The organism is Corallococcus sp. M7 (genome assembly GCF_054512695.1).
The window spans coordinates 4337850-4359927 of sequence record NZ_CM137252.1 but is presented as its reverse complement, the minus strand read 5'-3'; the positions used below and the strand labels follow the sequence as shown (position 1 = coordinate 4359927).

The 22078-nt window shown below is 69.9% G+C and carries 20 protein-coding genes; 4 read left to right on the top strand and 16 right to left on the bottom strand.

All coding sequences use genetic code 11. The features are described from left to right. Positions 1 to 183: 183 nt before the first annotated feature. Both ftsH and tilS read right to left on the bottom strand, forming a co-directional pair. Positions 184 to 2100, bottom strand: coding sequence for an ATP-dependent zinc metalloprotease FtsH (gene ftsH / locus ACX114_RS17845; RefSeq protein WP_459299295.1), 1917 nt, complete (start codon positions 2098 to 2100; stop codon positions 184 to 186). A 181-nt stretch (positions 2101 to 2281) separates the two neighbouring features. Beyond that, positions 2282 to 3652: a tRNA lysidine(34) synthetase TilS gene (gene tilS / locus ACX114_RS17840; RefSeq protein ID WP_459299293.1), complete on the bottom strand. Its 1371-nt coding sequence runs from the start codon at positions 3650 to 3652 to the stop codon at positions 2282 to 2284. 435 nt (positions 3653 to 4087) lie between these two features. Between tilS and ACX114_RS17835 the strand changes: the two genes are divergently transcribed. Beyond that, a complete protein-coding gene (locus tag ACX114_RS17835; RefSeq protein WP_014396356.1) occupies positions 4088 to 4297 on the top strand; it encodes a TIGR04563 family protein in 210 nt (69 codons plus the stop codon). Here ACX114_RS17835 and ACX114_RS17830 read toward each other — a convergent pair. After that, positions 4232 to 5464, bottom strand: coding sequence for a 5'-nucleotidase C-terminal domain-containing protein (locus ACX114_RS17830; protein ID WP_459299291.1), 1233 nt, complete (start codon positions 5462 to 5464; stop codon positions 4232 to 4234). The genes ACX114_RS17835 and ACX114_RS17830 overlap by 66 nt on opposite strands. Then, a complete protein-coding gene (locus tag ACX114_RS17825) occupies positions 5464 to 8649 on the bottom strand; it encodes a TonB-dependent receptor plug domain-containing protein (protein WP_459299290.1) in 3186 nt (1061 codons plus the stop codon). The genes ACX114_RS17830 and ACX114_RS17825 overlap by 1 nt, the downstream gene beginning before the upstream one ends. A 112-nt stretch (positions 8650 to 8761) precedes the next feature. Here ACX114_RS17825 and ACX114_RS17820 point away from each other — a divergent pair, with 112 nt between their 5' ends. Next, complete coding sequence (locus ACX114_RS17820) at positions 8762 to 10321, top strand: ChaN family lipoprotein (RefSeq protein WP_459299289.1); 1560 nt, start codon at positions 8762 to 8764, stop codon at positions 10319 to 10321. Positions 10322 to 10380: 59 nt separating this feature from the next. Beyond that, positions 10381 to 11061 (top strand): hypothetical protein, encoded by a 681-nt coding sequence (locus tag ACX114_RS17815; protein WP_459299288.1) that lies wholly within the window; start codon positions 10381 to 10383, stop codon positions 11059 to 11061. A 56-nt stretch (positions 11062 to 11117) separates the two neighbouring features. Here ACX114_RS17815 and ACX114_RS17810 read toward each other — a convergent pair whose 3' ends face one another. From ACX114_RS17810 to ACX114_RS17780, 7 genes are all read right to left on the bottom strand, one after another. Beyond that, a complete protein-coding gene (locus tag ACX114_RS17810; RefSeq protein ID WP_459299287.1) occupies positions 11118 to 11513 on the bottom strand; it encodes a LysM peptidoglycan-binding domain-containing protein in 396 nt (131 codons plus the stop codon). Positions 11514 to 11623: 110 nt separating this feature from the next. Further along, entirely contained in the window at positions 11624 to 12568 is a 945-nt protein-coding gene (locus tag ACX114_RS17805; protein WP_459299286.1) for a hypothetical protein, read from the bottom strand. 82 nt (positions 12569 to 12650) lie between these two features. Then, the gene (locus tag ACX114_RS17800) at positions 12651 to 13037 is read right to left on the bottom strand and encodes a hypothetical protein (RefSeq protein WP_459299285.1); all 387 of its coding nucleotides are present in this window, start codon (positions 13035 to 13037) and stop codon (positions 12651 to 12653) included. A 127-nt stretch (positions 13038 to 13164) separates the two neighbouring features. Continuing rightward, positions 13165 to 13716 carry a hypothetical protein gene (locus tag ACX114_RS17795; RefSeq protein WP_459299284.1) on the bottom strand — a complete coding sequence of 184 codons (552 nt, stop codon included), beginning with the start codon at positions 13714 to 13716 and terminating at the stop codon, positions 13165 to 13167. A gap of 91 nt (positions 13717 to 13807) precedes the next feature. Beyond that, a complete protein-coding gene (locus tag ACX114_RS17790; RefSeq protein ID WP_459299283.1) occupies positions 13808 to 14602 on the bottom strand; it encodes a class I SAM-dependent methyltransferase in 795 nt (264 codons plus the stop codon). Next, positions 14592 to 15368: an SDR family NAD(P)-dependent oxidoreductase gene (locus tag ACX114_RS17785; RefSeq protein WP_459299282.1), complete on the bottom strand. Its 777-nt coding sequence runs from the start codon at positions 15366 to 15368 to the stop codon at positions 14592 to 14594. Before ACX114_RS17785 ends, ACX114_RS17790 begins: the two co-directional genes overlap by 11 nt. A gap of 163 nt (positions 15369 to 15531) precedes the next feature. Continuing rightward, a complete protein-coding gene (locus tag ACX114_RS17780) occupies positions 15532 to 16158 on the bottom strand; it encodes a TetR/AcrR family transcriptional regulator C-terminal domain-containing protein (RefSeq protein ID WP_459299281.1) in 627 nt (208 codons plus the stop codon). Positions 16159 to 16249: 91 nt separating this feature from the next. Between ACX114_RS17780 and ACX114_RS17775 the strand changes: the two genes are divergently transcribed. After that, on the top strand, positions 16250 to 17698 hold the full coding sequence (locus ACX114_RS17775) for an FAD-dependent monooxygenase (RefSeq protein ID WP_459299280.1): 1449 nt from the start codon (positions 16250 to 16252) through the stop codon (positions 17696 to 17698). A gap of 84 nt (positions 17699 to 17782) precedes the next feature. Here the strand turns inward: ACX114_RS17775 and kce are convergent, their stop codons facing one another. From kce to kamD, 5 genes are read right to left on the bottom strand one after another with little or no spacing between them, the layout of a single operon-like run. Next, a complete protein-coding gene (gene kce, locus ACX114_RS17770) occupies positions 17783 to 18610 on the bottom strand; it encodes a 3-keto-5-aminohexanoate cleavage enzyme (protein ID WP_223761997.1) in 828 nt (275 codons plus the stop codon). Beyond that, positions 18607 to 19005 carry a 3-aminobutyryl-CoA ammonia lyase gene (kal, locus tag ACX114_RS17765; protein WP_206795532.1) on the bottom strand — a complete coding sequence of 133 codons (399 nt, stop codon included), beginning with the start codon at positions 19003 to 19005 and terminating at the stop codon, positions 18607 to 18609. Before kal ends, kce begins: the two co-directional genes overlap by 4 nt. Continuing rightward, a complete protein-coding gene (gene kamE, locus ACX114_RS17760) occupies positions 19002 to 19787 on the bottom strand; it encodes a lysine 5,6-aminomutase subunit beta (protein WP_014396340.1) in 786 nt (261 codons plus the stop codon). The genes kal and kamE overlap by 4 nt, the downstream gene beginning before the upstream one ends. Before the next feature lie 4 nt (positions 19788 to 19791). Further along, the gene (locus tag ACX114_RS17755) at positions 19792 to 20277 is read right to left on the bottom strand and encodes a hypothetical protein (RefSeq protein ID WP_459299279.1); all 486 of its coding nucleotides are present in this window, start codon (positions 20275 to 20277) and stop codon (positions 19792 to 19794) included. Further along, a complete protein-coding gene (gene kamD / locus ACX114_RS17750) occupies positions 20274 to 21824 on the bottom strand; it encodes a lysine 5,6-aminomutase subunit alpha (protein WP_459299278.1) in 1551 nt (516 codons plus the stop codon). Before kamD ends, ACX114_RS17755 begins: the two co-directional genes overlap by 4 nt. Positions 21825 to 22078 lie beyond the last annotated feature (254 nt).

Below are 22078 nucleotides of genomic sequence, written 5' to 3'. Positions count from 1 at the left end.
CGCGGTCCTTTGAATTGCATCCGGGGTGCCAGCGTGAGTCCGCTCGCGGACAGGGGACTCAGCCTCAAGGGAGGGAAGACGGAGGGCGCGGAGTGGCGCCTGGAGTCCACAAAGACAAACGAAAAGGCCCTCCCCGGTACCAAGGGAAGGGCCTTCGTTACGTCGAGGGAACCTTGAGAGGCTTTACGCCTTCTTCGGCTCCATGTTGGGCAGGCCCTCGAGCGCGTCGAGGATCTTCCGCTTGTCCTTCTTCTCCGTCGGCTTCGGCGTGGAGCTGATGCGCGGCGCCGGGCGCTCACGGGTGAGCTGGCCACCCTGGAGGATGATGTTCACGTCCTCGGCGTCGAGCGTCTCGTACTCCACCAGGGCGTCGGACACGCGCTGGAGCACGTCCAGCTTGTCCGTGAGCAGCTGCTTGCCCAGGGTGTAGCAGCCCACCACGATGCTGCGGACCTCCGCGTCGATCTGCCGGGCGGTGTCCTCGGAGTAGTCCTTGGACGCGTTGAAGTCGCGGCCCAGGAAGACCTCACCGTCGCTCTTGCCGAACGCCAGCGGGCCCATCTTCTCGCTCATGCCCCAGCGGCACACCATGGCGCGCGCCGTCTCCGTCGCACGCTCGATGTCGTTCGCCGCGCCGCTGCTCATCTCGTTGAACATGAGCTCTTCGGCGATGCGGCCACCCATGGCCATGGTGATCTGGTCGAGGATCTGCTTGCGGTAGCCGTTCACCTTGTCCTCGGTGGGCAGGCTCCAGGTGACGCCCAGGGCCTGACCGCGCGGGATGATGGTGACCTTGTGCAAGGGGTCGCAGCCGGGCAGCAGCTTGGCGAGGAGCGCGTGGCCGGCCTCGTGGACGGCCGTGTTCCGCTTCTCCTTGTCAGTCATGATCATGGACCGGCGCTCCGGGCCCATGAAGACCTTGTCCTTCGCCTGCTCGAAGTCCGCCAGGTCCACGCGCTCCTTGTTCTGGCGCGCGGCCATCAGGGCCGACTCGTTGACCAGGTTCTCCAGGTCCGCGCCCGTCATGCCGGGCGTTCCGCGGGCGATGACCTCCAGCTCCACCTCCGGCGCCAGCGGCACGCGGCGGGTGTGCACCTTCAGCACGCCCAGGCGGCCCTTGAGGTCCGGACGGGGAACGATGATGCGGCGGTCGAAGCGGCCCGGGCGCTGGAGCGCCGGGTCCAGCACGTCCGGACGGTTGGTGGCGGCGATGAGGATGACGCCGTCGTTGGACTCGAAGCCGTCCATCTCCACCAGCAGCTGGTTGAGCGTCTGCTCACGCTCGTCGTGACCGCCGCCCAGGCCCGCGCCACGGTGGCGGCCCACGGCGTCGATCTCGTCGATGAAGATGATGCAGGGGGCGTTCTTCTTGCCCTGCTCGAACAGGTCGCGCACGCGGCTGGCGCCGACGCCCACGAACATCTCCACGAAGTCCGAGCCGGAGATGGAGAAGAACGGGACGCCTGCTTCACCGGCCACCGCGCGGGCGAGCAGCGTCTTGCCCGTACCCGGGGGGCCCATCATCAGGACGCCCTTGGGGATGCGGCCGCCCAGCTTGGTGAACTTCTTGGGGTCCTTGAGGAAGGCGACGATCTCCTCCAGCTCCTCCTTGCACTCGTCCACGCCAGCCACGTCCGCGAACGTGACCTTGTTGTGGCTCTCGCTGAGGAGCTTCGCCTTCGACTTCCCGAACGTCATCGCCTTGCCGCTGCCGCCCTGGAGCTGGCGCATGAAGAAGATGAAGAACAGGAACAGGAAGACGACGGGCATCCACTGCCCGAGGATGGTGAGCCAGAGGCTGTTCTGCTCCTCGCGCTCGTACTTCACGTCCACGCCAGAGGCGCGGAGCTGGTTGAGCACGGCCACGTCCGGCGCGGTCCCCGTCGTCCGGAACTTGTCGTTCGAGTCGCTGAACGTGCCGGAGTAGGTGTTGCCCTTGACGGAGACGGCACGGACCTTCTTCTCCTCCACCTTGGTCAGAAGCTGGGTGAAGGTCGGTTCCTGCACCTGCTCGTTGCCTTGCGAGAAGAAATTGTAGAAGGCGACGAAGAGGACGATCAGGATGACCCAGAGCCCGATGGTCTTGTAGGTCGAACGCACGTTTCAGCTGCCCTTTCGGTACTCGGCGGGATGAGGGCCGTGCCAGGAGGAACCCTGGCGAAGTTCGTCATGTGCCCGGCGCCCGCCCGTGTGCAGGCCAGCGACGGACCGTATCAGCAACAGCAAAAAGCCCTCAACTATTTAGGGGACCGCGACCATCCCCCGATTCAAGGCTTCGACTCTATAACGGAGGGGTCTTCCGTTCGCTCGTGAGCGGAGGCAAGGCCCACAGGGAGTGTCGGGAAGCCACCTCGCGCGAAACCCCTCCGGGTTCGACGAAGCGCGGCAGGACGCCGGGAAGCCACAGCGGTACATCGCGCGCGTCCACCACGACGGGTCGAGCGTCGCGCTCTTCCAAGGGGACGCGGGCATCCACCATCACGTCCTGCACCTTGCGGTGGCCCGCGCGCGTGCGGACGCGATCGCCCTGCTTTCTGGAACGCACCGTGAGCGGCCACGCCGTCCCCTCCTCCAACACCAGGGCCAACACACCCGGGGGCGGCAATCCTTCCGCGGCCACCTCGAAGCGCCACCTGCCGAAGTCCCCTCGCGCTCCCGGCCCCGCGAGCACCAGCGGCGCGGGCGGTGATTCCCCTCCCGGCGCCACGCAGCGCACCCGCCCGCCGGTGGCCTTCAGGAGGAAGCCGTCGCTCAGCGGCATGACGCCCCCGCGCGCCACCACCTCCCTCGCGCGCTCCAGCGTGGCGTGGTCCACCCGGGCGCCGGCCACGCCCAGCAGCCGTGCGAGCACGCGGCGCCACAGCGGCGGCTCCAGCGCGCGGAGGCCCACGGCGTCCAGCCCGCCCCCGGGCAGCACCAGCCGCGCCCACGCCCCGTCCGCCAGCCCGTCGAGCAGGGCCTCGTCCTCGGAGGCGAGCCGCGCGAAGGTGGCCAGGTGCTCCACGGTGCTGAAGCCCGCCGCGCGGTGGAGCGTGGGGAGCACGTCGTGGCGCACGCGCGTGCGGAAGTAGGTGGGGTCCGCGTTCATCGGATCCACCGCGAACCCCACCTCCTCGGTGGCCAGGAAGGCGAGCACGTCCTCGCGCGAGCACGCGAGCAGCGGGCGGAGGAGCGTGTCCGCGCGGGCGTGGATGGCGCGCGCGCCCCGGAGCGCCGCTCCCCGGGACAGGCGCATCAGCAGCGTCTCCGCCTGGTCGTCGAGCGTGTGGCCGGTGGCCACGAAGTCCAGCCCGCGCTCCTGTCGCAGGACCTCCAGGGTCGCGTACCTCGCCTCGCGTGCCCGCGCCTCCATCCCCGCCCCGGGCGACAGCGCGAGCCGCCGGACGTGGCAGGTCAGCCCCAGGCGCTCGGCCAGGCCTACGACGGAGGTCACCTCGTGCGCGGCCTCCGCCCGGAGGCCATGGTCCACCGTCGCCACCTCCACGCGCATCGCCAGCGCCTCGCGCACCCGGGCCGTCCCCACGAGGAGCGCGGTGGAGTCCGCGCCTCCGGAGACGGCGAGCAGCACCGAGCGCGAGCGGGCGCCGTGCTCGGCATACGAGCGGGCGAGCCTGCCCGGCAGCGAGGAACTTTCAGGAGACGCGCGAGGCATGGCGCCAGCGTTCGGAATGGAGTGTCAGATGACCGGGTTACAGATTCGCGGTGGACGGAAGGCGTGGGGATGCATTCCATGATTCCCACAACGCAGGGACGCGGGGCGGAAATAGAACGGCGCTTCGCGGTTGTTGGTCGGACGTTCTCAACTTCATGACGTTGGACCTAGGGGTCCCCCCCCTCCCCCTCTGGGTCCACGGGGCCGCTCGGAGATTCGCTCCCTGCGGTCCCTCTTTCCGAAACGCCCCGGTCTCCCTCGTGGAGGCCGGGGCGTTTCTCTTTCTTTCCCTGCCACCCATTGTCGGAAGTGGGGCGTTCAGCCCGCGGGCGCACGCTTGAGTGCTCCGAAACCGTTGACCCTTCAGGGCGTCTGTCGGATAACCGCTCCGGTGTGTTCAGGTCGTCACCTCGAATCCGCCCCGGAGACCCAGGCATGGCAGGCACCGACAAGCGCAAGCAGTCGCTGTACTTCCCCGAGGAGATGCTGAAGGAGATCCAGGAGGAGGCGAACCGGCAGGACCGTTCCCTCTCATGGGTGGTGCAGCAGGCCTGGAAGATCGCCCGCGACCGCATCAAGTCATTCCCTGCCGTCAATGACGTGACGGGCGACGAGCGCACGGACCCGCGCGAAGAAAGGCCGTAAGGCAGGGCAATGGCCACCACGGATCACCGCAAGCAATCCCTCTACTTTCCCGAGGACATGCTGGAAGAGATCCAGCGTGAGGCCACGCGGCAGGACCGTTCCCTGTCGTGGATCGTCCAGCAGGCATGGAAGGTCGCCCGCGCCGACATCCGCCGCATGCCTTCGGTCAACGACGTGCTGGGCCCCCTGCCTCCACGGCCGGTGGCCGCCGCGGCGCAGACGGCCACCTCCGCTCCAGCGGTGGTGACCTCCAGCGCCCCGGCATCCTCGGACGAGCCCTCCAAGCCTTGAGGGCTCATCCACCCCGGCCCCCGTAAGTTCGACACCGCGCGCGACGTCAGCGCGGGGCGGGCCGGGCGGCCGGGCGCAGTTGGTGAAGACGATGCGCGGGGCTTCCTTCAGCGCCTGGACCGGGCTGGGGTAGGTGCTCTTCATGTACGCCGCCGCGATGTTGGCGTCCGTGCCGCCCAGCTTGCGCGCTGTCACCGGGTTGCGGTCCGGGTCCTGTCCCGCGTTGCCCAGGATGCCGCCGTAGCCGTCCCCTCCCTCCAGCAGGAACGTGGACATCGCCACCCGGTAGCGGATGGACGCGTCGTCGCGCGCGGGGATGGACACGTCGCGTCCGCGCACCCGCAGCGCCGTCACGCGCTGGCCCGCCGGACGCCCGCAGTCCACGCGCAGGGTGGTGCCCTCGGAGACGTGGAGGAACGCCCCGGACGGCGACACGATGGCCTGCCCCTCCACGGCCAGCGCCTCCACGGAGTGCTCGAAGAGGTCCACGAGCTGCTTCTCCGTGAGGTCCACCGTCACGAGGAGGTTCTCGAAGAGGATGACCTCGTGCAGGACGCCGTCGGTGAGCGGCCCGGTGCGCAGGGACGTGCGGGTGACGCACAGGCCTTCGTCGCGCAGCGAGCCGCCGTTGATGATGCCCAGGTCCGTGGGCTTCGCGGCGCCGTCCTCCGCGTGGAGGAATGCGTCCGCGGCCAGCTGCCCCAGCGCGTTGTTGTCGTGGCGGGTGAAGGCGGAGCCCAGTTGCACCTCCTCGCCCAGGTAGCCCACGACGGCGTCGGGGTCGTCCACCAGCGGGGTGCAGGAGTCGTTGTACGCGAGGCAGCCGGGCAGCAGCGTGAGCGCGGCGAGCGCGGCGGTGAGGTGGCGGCGGTCCATCAGTAGGAGGCCCTCAGGGTGAGGTAGCCGGACACGCCCTCGCGCGGCAGCAGGCCGGTGACGCGGTCCGGACGGGGCACGTCGTCGCGCAGGTCGTGGTCGAAGAGGTTCTGGGCGTAGAGCGTCACCTCGAAGTGCTCCCAGATGGGCTCGGTGCGCAGCTGCGCGGTGATGAGGCTGTAGGCGGGGATCTCGTAGCGGCGGATGAGCTCCAGCGTGGAGCGGTTGTTGTTGCGGCGCTCGGCGCCGGAGCGCACCACCACGTCCAGGTTCAGCCAGTCCCCCAGCGGCATGGACACGCCCGCGTTGAAGCGCGCCTGGGGCACGTCCGTGAGCAGCCGGGACTGCTCCGGCAGCTCCAGGTCCTGCGCGCGGGAAAGGCTGGCGTTGACCCACGCGACGGCGCGCTTGGACGCCTCCAGGCGGACCTCCGCCTCCACGCCGTACACGCGCACGCCCAGCTCGCGGTTGCGCAGCGGGACGATGTTGCCGCTGGTGTCCACGGGGGTGATGGGCGAGGCGAAGTTCTGCAGGAAGGCGTTGGCGCGCACGCGCACGCGGGTGTCGCCCGCGGCCTGGACCAGGTCCATGCCCAGCTCGAAGGTGTCCACGGTGGTGGGCTTCAGGAGCGGGTTTCCCTCGAAGCGGCCCTGGTTGTAGTCGGTGTCGGGGATGCGCTCGACCAGCTCCTGGGGCGTGGGGGCGCGGAAGGCGCGGCCGTACAGCGCCTTGAGCACCAGCGCGTCCGAAGCGGCGATGACCAGGCCCACGCGCGGGTTGACCCGCACCACCATCTTGCTGGTGTCGAGCGTGCCCGACGCCTCCGCGTCAGGGAGCTGGATGGCGTCCAGGCGCAGGCCGAAGGTGAGCGTGAGCGCGGAGAGCACGGTCCACTGGTCCTGCGCGGAGAGGCCCAGGTTGAGGCGGCGGGAGGCCGCGCCCTGCGTGAGGTCCACCAGCCCCTCGGGGACGGCGGGGCTGGGGCGCAGGCGGCCGTCGAGCGTGTAGTTCGTGGTGTAGTCGTACTGGGACAGGGACTGCTGTTCGGCGACGAAGCCCAGCGTGAGGTGGTTCTCCTTCGCCAGGGCGAAGTCCGCGTCCACGGAGGCCGTCACGGTGCGCACGGTGACCCGCGTCTGTTCCTGGAGGCCCTCGGGGAAGAGGCGGTCCAGGCCGTCGCCGGTGCGGAAGTCGAGCGGCGTGAGCTGGAACATGCGGTCGGTGGACTGCTGATCGAAGCCCAGCCGGGCGCGCACCTGCCCGCCTTCGGAGAGGGGCCGCTCCCAGGTGAGGTCCGCGAGGAGCATGTCCCAGGACAGCTGGGAGTCGTTGCCCACGGTGTCGAACAGGCCGACGAGCGCGTCGCGCTTCTCGGAGAGGTAGCGCGCGGTGACGCCCAGGCGGCCGGCACTGTCCAGGCCGTAGGACACGCCTCCGCCCGCGTTGACGAGGAAGCGCCCGTCGCGGGTGCGGCCCGCGGGCTGGTCCACGTCGCGCAGGCCCTGGGCCACGGCCTCATCGTCGAGCGCGTCGTGGTCGATGACGAGCGAGTCGCCCTCCTGGGTCCAGAGGTCCAGGTCCGCGAACAGGCGCAGGTCGCCGGTGGTGTGCGCGGCGGACAGGTGGCCGTCGGTGGCGAGCGCCAGGCGGCCATCGTCGCGGGGGACGCCGCCGGTGGTGATGGCGCCGCGCACGCCGTCGGCGTGGTTGGTGACCAGGTTGACGACGCCCTGGAAGGCGCCCGCGCCGTAGACGGCGGAGCCGGGACCGCGGATGACCTCGATGCGCTCCAGGTTCTCCACCGGCAGGTTCATGAGCGCCTTGCCGTCGAAGAAGTTGTTGAGGCGGTGGCCGTCGAGGAGGAAGAGCACCTCCGCGTCGTTGCGCAGGCCCCGGATGGAGGTGCGGTGGAAGCCCTGCACGTCGCGGCTGACGGACACGCCGGGTACCACGTCCAGCACGTCCGCCACCGTGCGGGCGCCCAGCGCGATCATCTGCGCGCGGTTGAAGGAGGCGCCGATGGCCGGCACGGTGCGGACGGACTCCTCCTGGAGGGTCGTCACCGCGAGCACGTCCTCAGCGCTGTAGAGCGCCAGGTCGTCGTCCATGGCGTTGCGGGAGGAAGAGGAAGCGCGGGGTTCCGGAGGAAGGTCCGCGTTGAGCGCGGCCATGGCGTCGTCGGAGCTGGAAGCGCGCGTGCTGCTTCCGTCAGCACGGGCTGGCGCCCGCGAATCCGTACCGTTCGCGCGAGTCGAGGCGCGCGGGTCGGACATGTCCGTGCGGGTCGAAGCGCGCGAACCGTCCGTTCGAGCCGTGGGCGAGGATGGGGCTCGCGAGTCCGTGCCGTCCGCGCGGCTTGAAGCCCGTGAATCGGACGCATCCGTGCGGCTCGAAGCCCGCGAGTCCGTGACCTCCGTGCGGCTCGAAGCGCGTGAGTCGGACGCATCCGTGCGGCTCGAAGCGCGTGAGTCGGACGCATCCGTGCGGCTCGAAGCGCGTGAATCGGACGCGGCCGTCCGGTTCGAAGCGCGCGGGTCCATCCCGCTGGAGGTATTCGCTGCGCGTGAGTCGGAGGCCCCCGGACGGGCGTCCACGTTGTCCCCTCGATTCGAGGTCCGCGAATCGGGGGTCCCCGCGCGTGCGTCCGGACGAACGGTGGACGGAGGCGGCGTCGGCGCGCTGCTCGCGTCATCGTCCTCCCCTGCCCCCGACGGCGGCGCGAAGGCATCGATGTCGGGCGAGGACCTCGGGGCGTCACGGGCCCCCTTGCGGCCCGGCGGCGCTCGGCCCGGCGGCGGCTCCGGGGTCTGCGTCCCCACCATCACCCGCGCGGGCCGCAGCGCGGACATGAAGAGCGGCGTGCGCGCCCCATCCAGCATCGCCGCTTCGACGAAGTACTCCACGCCGGGTGACACCATGTGCTCGGCGGGAATCACCGCGCGGTACAGGTCTCCGTACTGCCGCTCCATGGGGACCTGGACGTACGGCTCGCCCGGGCCGCGATAGCGGACGAAGAGCTCCAGCACCTTGCCGCCATCCACCAGCGTCGCGTCCAACTGGAGGGGCTGCCGGGCCTCGGCGCGCGGCGGAGATGCGTGCAGCAGCGCGGCCTCTTGCGCGTGAACGGGGGCCGCGGCGAACACCACGGCACAGAGGATGAGCGTGCGAGGAAGAACGGTCTGCAAGATTGACGACGATGGTCCGTTGCAGGGCCATGCGAGTCAAGCAGGCCACCCGCCCGAGCCCCGCTGATTTTTTGCCGCCCCCGCGAGCGCATGCGACGGTGCCTGTCGCTCCATGCGCGCGTCGCTTGCCCTTCACCTCGCCCTCTTCCGCCGCCAACGCGCCCAGATCGCCCGGGTGGTCGAAGGCCGCACCGAAGCCTTCCGCGCCTACGAGGCCCGCTACCGCCGGCGCACGAGCACCTACCAGAGCGTGGTCTCCCTGGCCCACGTGCACCAGAGCATCGCGGCGTCGGACCTCGTCTACGTGGGCGACTACCACACGCTGCCGCTCGCCCAGCAGACCTACCTGGACCTCGCCGAGCGCGCCCTCGCCTCCGGCCGCCGCGTCGTGCTGGCGCTCGAGTGCGTGGAAGGCCGTCATCAGGCCGCCCTCGACGCGTACCTCTCTGGACGCCTGCCCGAGCGCACCCTGATGTCCCGGCTGGGCCACGGCCCCACCCCGGGCTTCGGTCCCGGCGCCGGCATCCGCGCCGTGCTGGCCTTCGCGAAGCGCCTCAAGCTCCAGGTGGCCGCCATCGACCGGCGCGCCCAGGGTGAGCGTTCGCTCGCACTGCGCGACGCCTTCGCCGCGGAGCGCATCGCCCGCGTGGCCCGCGCGGAGGACGTCCCATTGGTGATGGTGCTGGTGGGCCAGTTCCACGCGGCGCCCTGCCACCTGCCCGCGCAGGTGGAGCGCGCGCTGGGGGATGCCCATCCGCGCCGCGGCCTCGTCGTGTACCAGAACGCCGAAGGCCTCTGGTGGCGCCTCGCGCGCGAGGGCCGGCTGGGCAGCGCGGAGGCCGTGGAGCTGGCGGACGGCGCGCTGTGCCTGATGAACGCCTCCCCCGTCCTCTGCCAGCAGAGCTTCCTGGACTACCTGGAGGCCGAAGGCGACGACGCGCCCCTCCTGGACCGCAGCGCCGCGGAGCGCTTCCGGGACATGGCGGAGCTCATCGGCGGGCTCGCGGGCGTGCCCGTGGGCCGCGAGCTGGACTCGGTGGAGGTGACCACGGCGGCGGACGGCGACGTGCTCGCCCGCATCCGCCGCAGGGGCCGCTTCACCCAGGCGGAGCTGTCCCAACTGCGCAAGCACATCCTGTCGCGCGAGAGCTGCTACATCCCCCGCGCGCGCACGGCCTGGCTGGCGTCGCTGTCCCTCAACCACGCAGCGGAGGAGGCCGCCCACTTCGTGCGCCACTGCGCCGTGGGGGACGCCATGGACGCCCCGCGCGGCGCCTCCGAGGCCTTCTACGCGCGCTGCCTGGAAGAGGCCCTGGGCTTCTTCGGCTCCAAGCTGATCAACCCGCGCCGCACCTGCCCCAACGTCACGGAGTGGGCCCGGCGCTTCGGCGAGGCCCGGGGCCTGGAGCGGCAGATCGCCGCCTTCGTCCTCGCCCACAAGGCCACGGAGTCCGAGGCCCCCGACGAGGCCGTGAAGCTCCTCCCCCTGCGCCGCGACCGCCTGTTCCACGGCGTCAGCCACGCGCTGGGCTACCTCCTGGGGGACAGCCTCTACCGGGCCTTTGACGCCGGCCAGGTGGACACCGCCGAGATCCGCGCCCTCTTCCGCGACCCGCTCGTGGATCCGCGCGCCGCCTACCTCGCCTGGGCCGCGCGCCTGCGCGGTCTCTAGGCCCGTGGTGGCGAAGACCCAGCTGAATCCCGCGCCCACCTGAAGCTACATTCCGGCGGATGAACCCATCCCCTCGTCCGCTCACGGGCGTCGTGTCCGCTGTCCTCCTATCCCTCGCCGTCGGCCTCGTGCTGCCCGGGTGCTTCTCCACTCAGAGCGCCTGCGTCCATGGCTCGTCCATCTACTTCTGCAATGAGGACACCGAAGACGAGTGCCGCGACTTCTGGTGCGACGGCTGGGACTACTGCGGCTACTTCGACGGCGACTCGTGCGAGGACGTGGGCTTCTCTGACGGCGAGGTGTACCTGGAGAGCTTCTCCGAGCCGAGAACGCCGGAGTGGAGCTGGGGGACGCCTTCTGGCGGCGGTGGCGGCGGTGGGGGTGGCGGAGGCAGCAGCGGCGCGTGCGCCTACTACGACGGGAACCTGAACCGCGTGCTCTGTGAGCAGCGCACCAATGCGTCCAGCTGTTCAGGCAAGTGGATGGGCAGCGGCACCAACTGCTCCAGCATGAAGTGCACGAGCAACACCGACCCCAACACCTGCACCGTGTCGGGTGGAAGCTCGGGCGGCACCTGCACGGCCACCTATCAGGGCCCCACCGGCGACGCGCAGGTCTATACCCAGTGCGCGTCCGTGTGGAACTACCGCTGCCAGCAGAAGAACGACTCCGCCGCGGACCAGAACTGCCTGGTCTACGACTCGCTCGAAGCGACGGTGGAGTGCCCGTACTGCCCCTGAGGCACCGCACCGGCCGGTGGGCCGCGTCACAGCGGTCCACCGGCGGCGCTTGAGACTCAGGCGCGGTTGGCGATGGTCTTCGGCGGCAGCTTGAGCACCTGGCCCACCTTGATGTGGTCCGGGTCCTTGAGCTGATCCTTGTTGGCCTCGAAGATCTTCGTGTACAGCTTCATGTCCCCGTAGATGTCCTTGGCCAGCTTGCTGAGCGTGTCGCCGGACTTCACGGTGTGCAGGCCGTAGGGCTCGGCGTGGGTCACGTCGAGCATGACCATGATCTCGTCGTTCCACTTCGGGTGCTTCGCCTTGATCTGATCCCACATGCGATCGCGGTCGAAGGCGTGGTTGACGCTGCCCTTGATGATGAGCTTGCCGTTCTCCTCGCGCGTTTCGATCTTCGCGCCCACGTTCTTCGCCACGTCCAGCACGTCCTGGTAGTCGTTCTGCAGGGCCATCCGGCGTCCTCCTGTCGTGAGGGCGCGAACTCAAGCACCGCGCCCGCTGGCAATGACGGACCGCCGGGCAAGCCGTGAACGAAGCTCAACACTGCACGGCCAGGAGCTGTTCAGAGCACCACGTCCGCGCCGGGCTCCGGTGCGACGTTCAGCTCCTCGGGCGGCGCGAAGGTGCCGTCCGGCCGCAGCTCGCGCAGGACCTCCTCGCGGCTCAGGCGCACCTCGCGGATGGTGCCATCCGGCGACAGCGCGTAGACGCGGTCCTGGTCCCCTCCTCCCACGAAGAGGCCGCCCAGCGCGGGATAGAGCATCACCAGCGCGAGCTCCGTCTCCAGCGGCCCCGGGAAGAGCACGTGCGCGTGCGCGGAGAACTGGGGCCGCTCGCCGTCCCCATCCGGCGCGACGGATACGGGGATGAGCCCCTGGTGCAGGGGCAGCTCCAGGAGCTTCTGGCGGCCGTCCTTGCTGAACTTGAAGCGGAAGTCGCCGCCCAGCAGGTACAGGTTCGAGTCGTCGAAGCCCTGGAGCACGTAGACGGTGATGCCGTCATCCTCCTCCACCACGACGGGGTTGAGCTGCTTGCGGCCGTGCACCTGGAAGACGCGCTCGCAGGCGGCGCTCACGGCGCGGGCCAGGGCGTCCATGCCCTCGGGCAGGGACCCGACGGGGAAGTCCTCCATCTCGCCGGAGAACTCGATGGGCGCGCGGTACGCGTACGCGGGAACGAACACGTCCTGCGGATTGAAGCGGCCGAAGACGGAGTACCAGGCGTTGCCGCGCGGCACGGTGAAGAACCAGTTCATCCGCGCGCGGTCCAGGTCCGGACGTGCGATCAGCAGGTCCGTGGCGCTGATGGCGCCCTTCTCCGATTCGACGATGTACAGCGCGCGCTTCTGCACGCGCTGGAGCTCCGCGTCCGCCACCAGCTCCACCGGAGCCTGCGCCGCGTCCGGCGCGTCCACCGGGGCCCGAGCCGCCGCGGCCTGCGTCGCGCTGGAGTGCGCGCGGCAACCGGCGATCAATGCGACGAAGGCGACGAGGAGACTGCGAAGCATGGGGACTCCCGGGGACGAGGGGGCCCGGTCAGTCTGTGCCGGCCGGGGCCCTCGCGTCACGTCCCCCACTCACGGCGGGACCTCAGGCGCCCTGCTGCGTGGGCGCCAGCGCGGCCTTGATCTTCTCCTTCAGGGCCTTGCGGCGCTCCTTGAACTGCGCGCGGGTGGCCTCGTCCACCTGGCCGTTGGCGGAGGCGCGCGCGGCCTTCATCTCCTCGTGCAACTGCTTCGCCTCGGCCTTGAAGCCGTCGGCCTGGGCCTGCGTCAGGCGCCCTTCGGCGACCTGCTTGTCCAGCCGGTGCTCCATGCGGCCGAACTTGTGGCCCCCGCCGCCGTGCTTGCCCCGGCGTCCCTCGCACTGGCCGGCCTTGGCGTTGGAGTCGGACGGCGCGGCCGTCTGGGCGAGCACGGGAACGGCGAGGAGCAGCGTGGCGACGGCGGTACCGCGAAGCATGGACTTGAGCGACATGGTGTGTGGACTCCGGGTTCAGGTCAAAACGCTCCGGGAGCAGCCGTGCAGCCTGCTTCCCGTCGCGCTCTGACACTCAAAACCCCGGAGCCCGCCGAAGGTTAAATCGCCTCCGGAAAACCGCCGGCTACTGGCAGTCCGCCATGCCGTAGTTGAAGTCCTGGCGCGGCGTGTGGCCCGGGTCCTGGTTGATGGCCGCGATGCTCAGGTCCGTGTACGACACCGTCTGCGTGCCGCCGATGACCATCTGCGTGCGCTGCACGCGCGTGGTGGACAGCACCACCTTGCCCGTCGTGCCGTTGGGCTCGATGCGGAAGCAGTTCAGGATGCGCGGGTCCACCGTGGAGCGGTTGCAGCGCGTGTACTGCCCCAGCACCGTGCGCTGCTCGTACGTGCAGCGGCAGTCCCAGGGATCATAGGCCTCCGTCACCGTGGCCGCCTCGTAGCCCGTGGCCGTCTGGACCACCTCCAGGTAGCTGCCGTCCTGCGGCTGCGTGCAGCGCAGCACCGTGTCACCCACCGCGCCCTGCTTCACCTCCGCCAGCGAGGGCTCCACCGCCACCTGGGCGCCCGCCTCGATGGCGTTCAGCGGATCCCGCGCGCCCGCGCCCTCACAGCCCAGGCCCATCAGCGAAACACCCATCAACACGACCGCGGAAAGACGCAGCGACACCTTCATGGACGACTCCTACGAAAGGGGGGATGTCCGGAAGGACCCGGACATCTCACCTGTAGGCTTTCGCGGTGGCCAAGCGCAACGCCCTTCTGCGTCACGAACGCGATACGGGCTTCAGGGCACGCGTGGCGATGAACGTGGACAGGAACGTGGAGAGCAGATCCTTCTGCTCGTACTTGTCCTCGAACAGGTTCGTGAGCACGAAGCCCGCCGCCATCTGTCCGCCCAGCTGATCCTCCAGCGAGTGGCCCACGCACATGGGCTCGTTCTTGTCACTGTAGCGGCGGCGCTCCTCGTCCGTGAGGCTGGTGAAGTCCGAGTACGGCATCGGGTACTTGAGCTTCATCACGCCCTTCTCCTCCTCGACCGGATCGAAGAGGTAGCGCACCGGGTTGCAGATGCCCGACAGGAGCACGCCGCCGGGGCGCAGCACGCGGAAGGCCTCGCGCCACACCGGGAGGATCTCCTCCGCGAAGCAGTTGGAGCACGGGTGGAAGATGAGGTCGAAGCTCCCGTCGGCGAAGGCGGACAGGTCCCGCATGTCGCCCTCCACGTACTTCATCTCCAGGCCCTCGCGCTCCGCCACCTTCCGGTCCTGCCCCAGCTGCGCGGGCGAGTTGTCGAACACGGTGACGTTCGCGCCCGCCGCCGCGAGCACCGGGCACTGCTGGCCGCCGGCGCTCGCCAGGCCCAGCACGTCCTTGCCCTTCAGGTCTCCGAACCACGCGCGCGGCACGGGCTTCGTCGGGGTGAGCACCACGCTCCAGTCGCCCCGCCGCGCGGCGGCGATGACCTCCGGGGCCACCGGCAGCGTCCACCTGTTGCCGCGCCCCACCTCGCCGTTCCACGCCTCGCGGTTGTACGTCCGCACGTCCAGGTCAGTCTTCATGCAGCACCCGTCCTTCCATGCCTCCGGCCACGGTGACGACCTCGCCCGTCACGTGGCCGGAGATGCGATCCGACGCGAGCGTCACCACGACGCGCGCCACGTCTTCCGGCTGCCCCACCTTGCGCAGCGGCATCGTCCGCGTGACGCGGCCGACGAACTTCGGGTCCGTCAGCTTGTCGCGGTTGCGGCCCACTTCCGTCCAGCCCGGGCACACCACGTTGACGCGGCCCATGGGCGCGATGCGGTGCAGCTCGTTCTTCAGGCTCTTCACGAAGCCCGCCGCCAGCGCGCCCTTCGCCGCCGCGTAGTCCGTATGGCCCGCCTCACCGAAGAGGCCCGCCGTGGAGCTGATGATGACGATGGTGCCCGTGCCCGTGGTCTCCACGTGGCGCAGGAACGCGCGGCAGCTCAGGAACACGCTGTCCAGGTTCTGCGCCAGCGTGCGGCGCCAGCGCTCCAGCGACATCTGCCACACCGGTTCGTCCGGCGCGGGATACACGCCGGTGTTGCACACCAGCACGTCCAACTGGCCCAGGTCCTTCACCGCCTGCGGCACCAGCGCGTCCACGTCCGCTTCCACCGTGAGGTCCGCGCGCACGGCCGTGCCGCCCACCTCGCGCGCGAGCGCCGCCGCCTTCTCCTGGCTGCGGTGGTAGTGCACCGCCACCTTCGCGCCCTCGCCCGCGAACGCCCGCACCAGCGCGGAGCCGATGCCGCCCGCGCCGCCCGTCACCAGCACGCCCTTGCCCTGCAGTCCCGTGTCCATCGCTTCGCGACTCCTCGTGGGCTCCCGTCAGAGCGGGAGGAATGCGCGGCATGATGCCCGAGCCCTCCGGTGCGGACAGCCGGGACGAAGAGGCGGTGTCGCCGAATGCGCTGAGAGCCGGGCAGCGGGACGAAATGCGCGCGAGGTTCCTGACGGCGCCGCGCTACGGCGTGGACAGCCGCGCTCGGATGCCCGCGACGAGCAGGTCCAACCCGAAGGCGAACCGGCGGTCGAAGTCGCGGTCCAGGATGGCGTCCACCGCGCCCGCCGCATGCGGATAGCGCGCCGAGGCAAGCTGACGCAGTGCCCCTTCCCGCTCCTTCGCTTCGGCGTCCTGCGTGGTGAAGCCCTGCTCCTCGATGGTGAAGCCCAGCACGTAGTCGAGCACGGTGAAGGCCGCCCAGCCCGCCGCCCGCGAGTCGAGCCCCGCCCGCGTCAGCGCGCCAATCACGGTGTCGGAGACGCGCAGCGTGTGCTCGGACACGACGAGGGTGCCGGCGTAGACGCGGGCGCCGTCCCGGTGGGCCAGGAACGCGCGCCGCAGCTCCTCCGCCACCGTGCGCACCACCGTCTCCCACGGAGACTCCGGCGTCAGCGTCCGCGCCACGTCCCGCACCAGCGTGTCCGCCATCGCGTCCAGCAGGGCCTGCTTGCCCGGGAAGTGCCAGTACAGCGACGGGACCTGGATGGAGAGCGCCTTCGCCAGCACGCGCATCGTGAGGCCCTCCAGGCCGTGCTCGTCCAGCAGCGTCCACGCCGCCGCCACCACCTGCTCCCGCTGGATTCGCATGCCCGCGTTGGCCCTCGCTGGCTTGACAATCTAACGCCGTTAGTTGATCCCTAACAACGTTAGTTTGACGCCTTCGGGCGGGAGGTCGGTCATGGCGGAGATCCTCGATGTGGCGGTGGTGGGAGGAGGTCCCACCGGGCTGTGGCTCGCGTGCGAGCTGGCGCTGGCGGGCGTCCGGGTGGAGCTGTTCGAGCGGCGCGTGGAGGCCGTGCGCGAGTCCCGGGCGCTGACGCTGCATCCGCGTTCGCTGGAGGTGCTGGCGCTGCGAGGGCTGGAGGACCGGTTCCTGAAACGGGGCCGACCGCTGCCCACCGGCCACTTCGCGATGCTCGACACGCGCCTGGACTTCAGCGTCCTGGACACGCGCTTCCCCTACACGCTGTTCCTTCCGCAGGCGGTGACGGAGGCCCTGCTGGAGGAGCGGGCGCGGGAGCTGGGTGTGGCCATCCGGCGCGGCCACATGGTGGAGGCCCTGCGCCAGGACGACGAGGGCGTGGATCTGGAGGGCTCCACGGGCGCGGGCACATTCCGCGTCCGGGCGCGCTTCGTGGTGGGCGCGGACGGGGCCCGGAGCGCGGTGCGGAGGCTCTCGGGCATCCCGTTCCCGGGGACGGACGTGACGCGCACGGCGATGCTCGGGGACGTGACGTTGGGCGCGCCGCCGGCCCAGCCCGCCCTCGGCATCGCGAACGAGCGGGGCGGCGTGATGGTGGTGCCCATGTCGCCGGGCGTCCACCGCCTCGTCGTGAATGATCCGCTTCGCGAGAAGGCGCCGGTGCGCGAGCCCGTCACGCTGGAGGAGCTGCGGGAGAGCACGCTGCGCATCGTGGGCTCGGACTTCGGCATGCGCGAGCCCCGGTGGCTGTCCCGCTTCGGCAACGAGACGCGGCTCGCGGAGCGCTACCGCGAGGGACGCGTGCTGCTCGCGGGCGACGCCGCGCACATCCACTTCCCGGCGGGAGGCCAGGGGCTCAACGTCGGCCTGCAGGACGCGATGAACCTGGGATGGAAGCTCGCGGCGGTGGTGAAGGACGGAGCGCCGGAAGCACTGCTCGACAGCTACTCGCGCGAGCGCCGTCCCGTGGGTGAGGCGCTGATCCACAACACGCTGGCGCAGACCGCGCTGATGGGTGCCACGCGGGAGACGCTGGCCCTGCGTGAGCTGCTGAGCGGCCTGCTCCGTGAGCCCCGGCTGAACCGCCAGCTCGCGGACAACATCGGGGCGCTCGACGTGGGGTACGCGCCGCTGGACATGCCCGCGCCAGAGACGCCCTCGCCGCTGTTGTCCGACTGGTGCGGCCGGCGCCTGAGCGACGTGGAGCTCGGCGCGGACACACGGCTCTACGCGGCGCTGCACCCGGGACGGTGGCTGCTGCTGGGCCTGGGCGAGGACGACTCAAGCCCCCTGCCCCGCTGGGAACCCGGCTGGCCCTCCCAGGTGACGACGCTGCGCGGTCGCCTCGGACGCCCGGACTTCGAAGGCGTGGGTGGCCTGCTGGTGCGTCCGGACGGCCATGTCGGCTGGGCCTGGGCCGCGTAAGCCACCCAAAGCTGGCGCGGGGGATGAAATACGAAGGCCCGGGACGTGTCCGCCCCGGGCCTCGCGTCACGAATCCAGGCTTCTTCAGCCCAGGCGCAGCAGCTGCCGGGCCTGCTCGGGGGTGGCGAGCTCACGGCCAGCGGCACGGGCCCGCTTCGCGGCCTCCGCCACCAGCTCGAAGTTGCCCTTCGCGAGCACGCCCTTGGACAGGTAGATGTTGTCCTCCAGGCCCACGCGCGCGTTGCCGCCGCGCTTGGCGGCCTCCTCCACGAACGGGAGCTGCTGGCGCCCCACGCCCGCCACCGTCCAGGAGCTCCCCTCCGGCAGCGAGGCGATCATGAAGTCCAGCACCTCCGGCCGCGCCTGGAGCGTGCCCGGCACGCCCAGCACGAAGTCGAAGTGCGCCGGCAGCTCCACCAGCCCCTCCTTCGCCAGGTAGCGCGCCTCGTCGATCATCCCGACGTCGAAGCACTCCAGCTCCGGCTTGAGGCCAATGCTCTTGATGCGCTTCGCGATGTCGCGCACCAGCGGCCGGGGATTCCAGAACACCTCTTCCCCGAAGTTCACCGTGCCCGTGGTGAGCGTGGCCATGTCCGGCTTGTCCGCGCCGGTGAGCGTGAGCCCGCCGCACCGCTCGTCCACGTCCATGCCCACCGCGCCGCCCGTGGACACCTGGACGAGGATGTCCGTGCGCTTGCGGATGGCGCGGATGGCCGCGCGGAACAGCTCCGCGTCCTGCGACGGCTTGCCCTCCGCCGTGCGCACGTGGATGTGCACCATCGCCGCGCCGGCCTCGCGGCACTTCGCCGCGTCTTCAGCAATCTCCTCCGCGGTGATGGGCAGGTACGGCGTCTGCTCGCGCGTCGTCTCCGCGCCCACCAGGGCGGCGGTGATGACCATGGGCTTGCTCATCGCTTCACCCGCTGCTTGTCCTTGGGCACCACGCACGTGCCCGAAGCGCGGCACACCACCACCGCCTCCGGCAGCACGTCCGCCGCCGAGTCATTCACGTCCGGCCGGGGCTTGATGACCTTGCGGGCCTCGAAGCGCATCTTCCGCGACGTGTTGCCCTCGCTGACAATCTCCCCTTCCGCCTCGATGAAGTCCCCCGCGTACACCGGGGCCAGGAACTCCACGGAGTCGTAGGCGCGGAACAGGCCCTCGTCCCCGTCGGACCGGATGCACAGCTCCGTGGCCACGTCCCCGAACAGACCGAGCATCCGCGCCCCATCCACCAGGTTGCCGCCGTAGTGCGCGTCGTGGCTGCCCATGCGCAGCCGCAGTACCGCCTTCGTGCCAGTGCTCACGAGGGTTCCCCCTGGTAGTGGGAGTCCGCGGACTCCGTGCCTTCCTTCTTCATCACCGCGTGCACGATGTAGTTCGCCACGTCGGACGGCTTGGTGCCCGGCCCGAAGCCCGCGTCGAAGCCCAGCTCCAGCGCCAGCTTGTGGTCCACGCGCGGCCCGCCCAACAGCAGCAGCGTCTTGCCGTGGATGCCCGCCGCCTTCGCCGCGTCGATGAACTGGCGCGAGTTGTCCTTGTGCACGTCGCGCTGGGTGACGACCTGCGAGACGAGGATGGCGTCCGCGTGCTTCGCGGTGGCCTTCTTGATGAGGTCCTCGTTGGGCACCTGGCTGCCCAGGTTGAACGCCTCGAAGCCGGGGTAGCGCTCCAGGCCGTAGTCGCCCGCGTAGCCCTTCATGTTGAGGATGGCGTCGATGCCCACCGTGTGCGTGTCCGTGCCCGTGCACGCACCGAAGACGACGATGCGCCGGCGCACCTTCTCCTTGATGAGCGCGTTGAGGTCGTCGAACCCCATCTTGCGCACCACCACCTCCGGCACGTCGATCTCCGCGTAGTCCAGCGTCACGTTGGAGCGGGCGTAGACGACGAAGAACGTGTACTGGTCCGCCGCGCGCTCGGCGGCGGCCACCTTCACGTCCGTGAAGCCCATCTTCTTCGTGAACTGGGCGGCGGCCTCCTTGGCCTTCTCCGACAGCGGCACGGGCAGCGTGAAAGACAACTGCACCATGCCGTCGTCGCGACGGTCGCCGTAGGGGCGGATGATCTGCTTGCTCGGCTTCACCATCGAACTACCCCTTCTTGCCCTTGGGCGGCGTGAACGACACGCTGGTGCCCACCTTCTCGGCCACCGCGGAGAACCGGTCCTTCTTGCCCTGCTCCATGTAGAAGACCACCGACCACGTCGTCTTCCCGTTGCAGCCCACGTACGTCACCGTGTCCACGTTGCCGCTGCCGTCCGGCGCCGCGTCCGTGTCCGTCTTGGTGGCCGCCGGCTGACCGCCGACCTTCAGCATCGTCCAGCTGTCGCCGCCGATGTTCGCGAGGATCTTCGTGCGGCACAGCTCCGCCTTCATGCCCGCGGTCTGCACCGTGCCCACGTCCACCAGGAAGTACGCGTCGCCGGAGGGCGCCAGGAACTTCTCGGAGCCGTCCACGTTGGAGCGCGTCCACGCCGCCGGCGCCTTCAGCGCGATGTTCTTCACCGTCACGCTGCTCAACGCATCCGCGCTGCCACCCGCGGCCATCATCACAGCCACGAAAGTACCCAGGATCATGACGCCTCCAGCATTTCCAGGAACGGGTTGAAGTAATCCGGCGCCTTCTCCAGCACGCCGTCCAGGCCCTTGCCACCGGTCTCCTCGCGCTTCACGTCGCCGAAGCGCCCCTTGCCGATGGCCGCCACCATGCCCTCGGTGTGGCACTCGCGCAGCAGCTCCTCCGCCTTGGCGAAGACCTCCCGCGCCCGGTTGGCGATCTTCCCGTCCTCGCGGACGGTGAACTCCTCGTCGATGCCCCGCGCCGCGCGGTGGATGTACGACGCGGACTTGAGCGCCACGTACCGGTCCGCGAGCAGCGGCGTGTGCATGGCCTCCGTCATCATGCCCAAGAGCTGGATGCCCTGCCGCGTCCAGATGGCCACCAGGTCCGCCATCACGTCGTACGCGTGGCTGAAGAAGATGTCCGTCTCCTTGTGCTTCGTGGGCGGCATGTACTTGAGCGGCGCGTCCGGGAAGCAGCGGCGCACTAGCATCGCCTGCGACAGCTCCAGGAGCAGCGTGTCGTCGCGGTACGGGTCGATTTCATACGAGTGCCCGATGCCCAGCTGCCAGTCCTTGAGGTCCGCGCGCTTGGCGAAGCACTCGTTGATGAACTGGCTGGCGATGACGGTGTGGGCCGCGTCGTAGGCGTCCGCGGTGGTGATGTAGTTGTCCTCGCCGGTGTTGATGATGATGCCGGCCAGGGCGCAGATGCGGCGGCTGAAGTACTGGTCGATGAACGTCCGCCGCATGTTGATGTCGCGGAAGAGGATGCCGTACATCGCGTCGTTGAGGAGCATGTCCAGCCGCTCGTACGCCGCGCAGAAGGCGATCTCCGACATGCACAGACCGGACGAGTAGTTGGTCAGCTGGATGTAGCGCTTGAGCTTGCGGCTCTCGTCATCCAGGGCCTCGCGCATCACGCGGAAGTTCTCCTGGGTGGCGTAGGTGCCGCCGTAGCCCTCCGTGGTCGCGCCGTGGGGCACGTAGTCCAGCAGCGACTGCGCCGTGGAGCGGATGACCGCGATGACGTCCGCGCCCGCCTGCGCCGCCGCACGCGCCTGGTCCACGTCGTCGTAGATGTTGCCGGTGGCGACGATGACGTACTTGTGCGGCGCGGGGGACATGGGGAACTGCTCGCGCAGGGCGTTGCGCTGGGCGATGCGGGACTTCAGCTCCGTCATCGCCGCGCGGGCCTCCTCGCGCACGGCGTCGCGCAGGTTGGCCTCCATCTCTGGAGACAGCGCGCCCAGCTTGTCCGTGGGCAGCGCGGTGATGCGCTCCACGGCGTCCAGCGGACTGCTGGCGCCCAGTTGCAGCGCGCGGCCGTACCAGTACGCGGCGCCCCGGTTGAGCACTCCGGCGGACTGAAGCTTGTCCACCATGAGGTTGGCCAGGGGCACGCCACGCGCACCCGCGCCGGAAATGCCAAAGAAGCGCAAGACGGTGCGCTCATTGGAGACAGTGGTGTTGCGTTGGATGAGGTCGAAGATCGGATTGACGATCTCGTCCGCCAGCTTGCGCGCCTCGGCAATCCGCGCGTCGTCGATGAACGGGCCTGACATGCGCGCACCCTACCCGAGCGCCGCGTCCTTCGGCTCAAGAACACAGGCCCTCGCACCGCCAGCAAACGATGCCGCACCGCGCCTCTTGAATGGCGAGACGCATCACGCGAACGCCGCGCGCCGCAAGCCTCCACCGAAATTTCGTTGTTGAATACAACACCGAAAAATCAGTGGTGAGCAGCACCGGGAGTTCGGTGTCTCCACCGAAATGGCGGTGGAGAGAACGCCCAGCCTGAACTCAACCCATTGAATTC

What these genes read in the sequence shown, in the direction of transcription:
- tilS (WP_459299293.1), bottom strand. Translation starts at nt 3,652, where the DNA reads ATGCCTCGCGCGTCTCCTGAAAGTTCCTCGCTGCCGGGCAGGCTCGCC.
- ACX114_RS17835 (WP_014396356.1), top strand. Translation starts at nt 4,088, where the DNA reads ATGGCAGGCACCGACAAGCGCAAGCAGTCGCTGTACTTCCCCGAGGAG.
- ACX114_RS17830 (WP_459299291.1), bottom strand. Translation starts at nt 5,464, where the DNA reads ATGGACCGCCGCCACCTCACCGCCGCGCTCGCCGCGCTCACGCTGCTG.
- ACX114_RS17820 (WP_459299289.1), top strand. Translation starts at nt 8,762, where the DNA reads ATGCGCGCGTCGCTTGCCCTTCACCTCGCCCTCTTCCGCCGCCAACGC.
- ACX114_RS17815 (WP_459299288.1), top strand. Translation starts at nt 10,381, where the DNA reads ATGAACCCATCCCCTCGTCCGCTCACGGGCGTCGTGTCCGCTGTCCTC.
- ACX114_RS17810 (WP_459299287.1), bottom strand. Translation starts at nt 11,513, where the DNA reads ATGGCCCTGCAGAACGACTACCAGGACGTGCTGGACGTGGCGAAGAAC.
- ACX114_RS17805 (WP_459299286.1), bottom strand. Translation starts at nt 12,568, where the DNA reads ATGCTTCGCAGTCTCCTCGTCGCCTTCGTCGCATTGATCGCCGGTTGC.
- ACX114_RS17800 (WP_459299285.1), bottom strand. Translation starts at nt 13,037, where the DNA reads ATGTCGCTCAAGTCCATGCTTCGCGGTACCGCCGTCGCCACGCTGCTC.
- ACX114_RS17795 (WP_459299284.1), bottom strand. Translation starts at nt 13,716, where the DNA reads ATGAAGGTGTCGCTGCGTCTTTCCGCGGTCGTGTTGATGGGTGTTTCG.
- ACX114_RS17790 (WP_459299283.1), bottom strand. Translation starts at nt 14,602, where the DNA reads ATGAAGACTGACCTGGACGTGCGGACGTACAACCGCGAGGCGTGGAAC.
- ACX114_RS17785 (WP_459299282.1), bottom strand. Translation starts at nt 15,368, where the DNA reads ATGGACACGGGACTGCAGGGCAAGGGCGTGCTGGTGACGGGCGGCGCG.
- ACX114_RS17780 (WP_459299281.1), bottom strand. Translation starts at nt 16,158, where the DNA reads ATGCGAATCCAGCGGGAGCAGGTGGTGGCGGCGGCGTGGACGCTGCTG.
- ACX114_RS17775 (WP_459299280.1), top strand. Translation starts at nt 16,250, where the DNA reads ATGGCGGAGATCCTCGATGTGGCGGTGGTGGGAGGAGGTCCCACCGGG.
- kce (WP_223761997.1), bottom strand. Translation starts at nt 18,610, where the DNA reads ATGAGCAAGCCCATGGTCATCACCGCCGCCCTGGTGGGCGCGGAGACG.
- kamE (WP_014396340.1), bottom strand. Translation starts at nt 19,787, where the DNA reads ATGGTGAAGCCGAGCAAGCAGATCATCCGCCCCTACGGCGACCGTCGC.
- ACX114_RS17755 (WP_459299279.1), bottom strand. Translation starts at nt 20,277, where the DNA reads ATGATCCTGGGTACTTTCGTGGCTGTGATGATGGCCGCGGGTGGCAGC.
- kamD (WP_459299278.1), bottom strand. Translation starts at nt 21,824, where the DNA reads ATGTCAGGCCCGTTCATCGACGACGCGCGGATTGCCGAGGCGCGCAAG.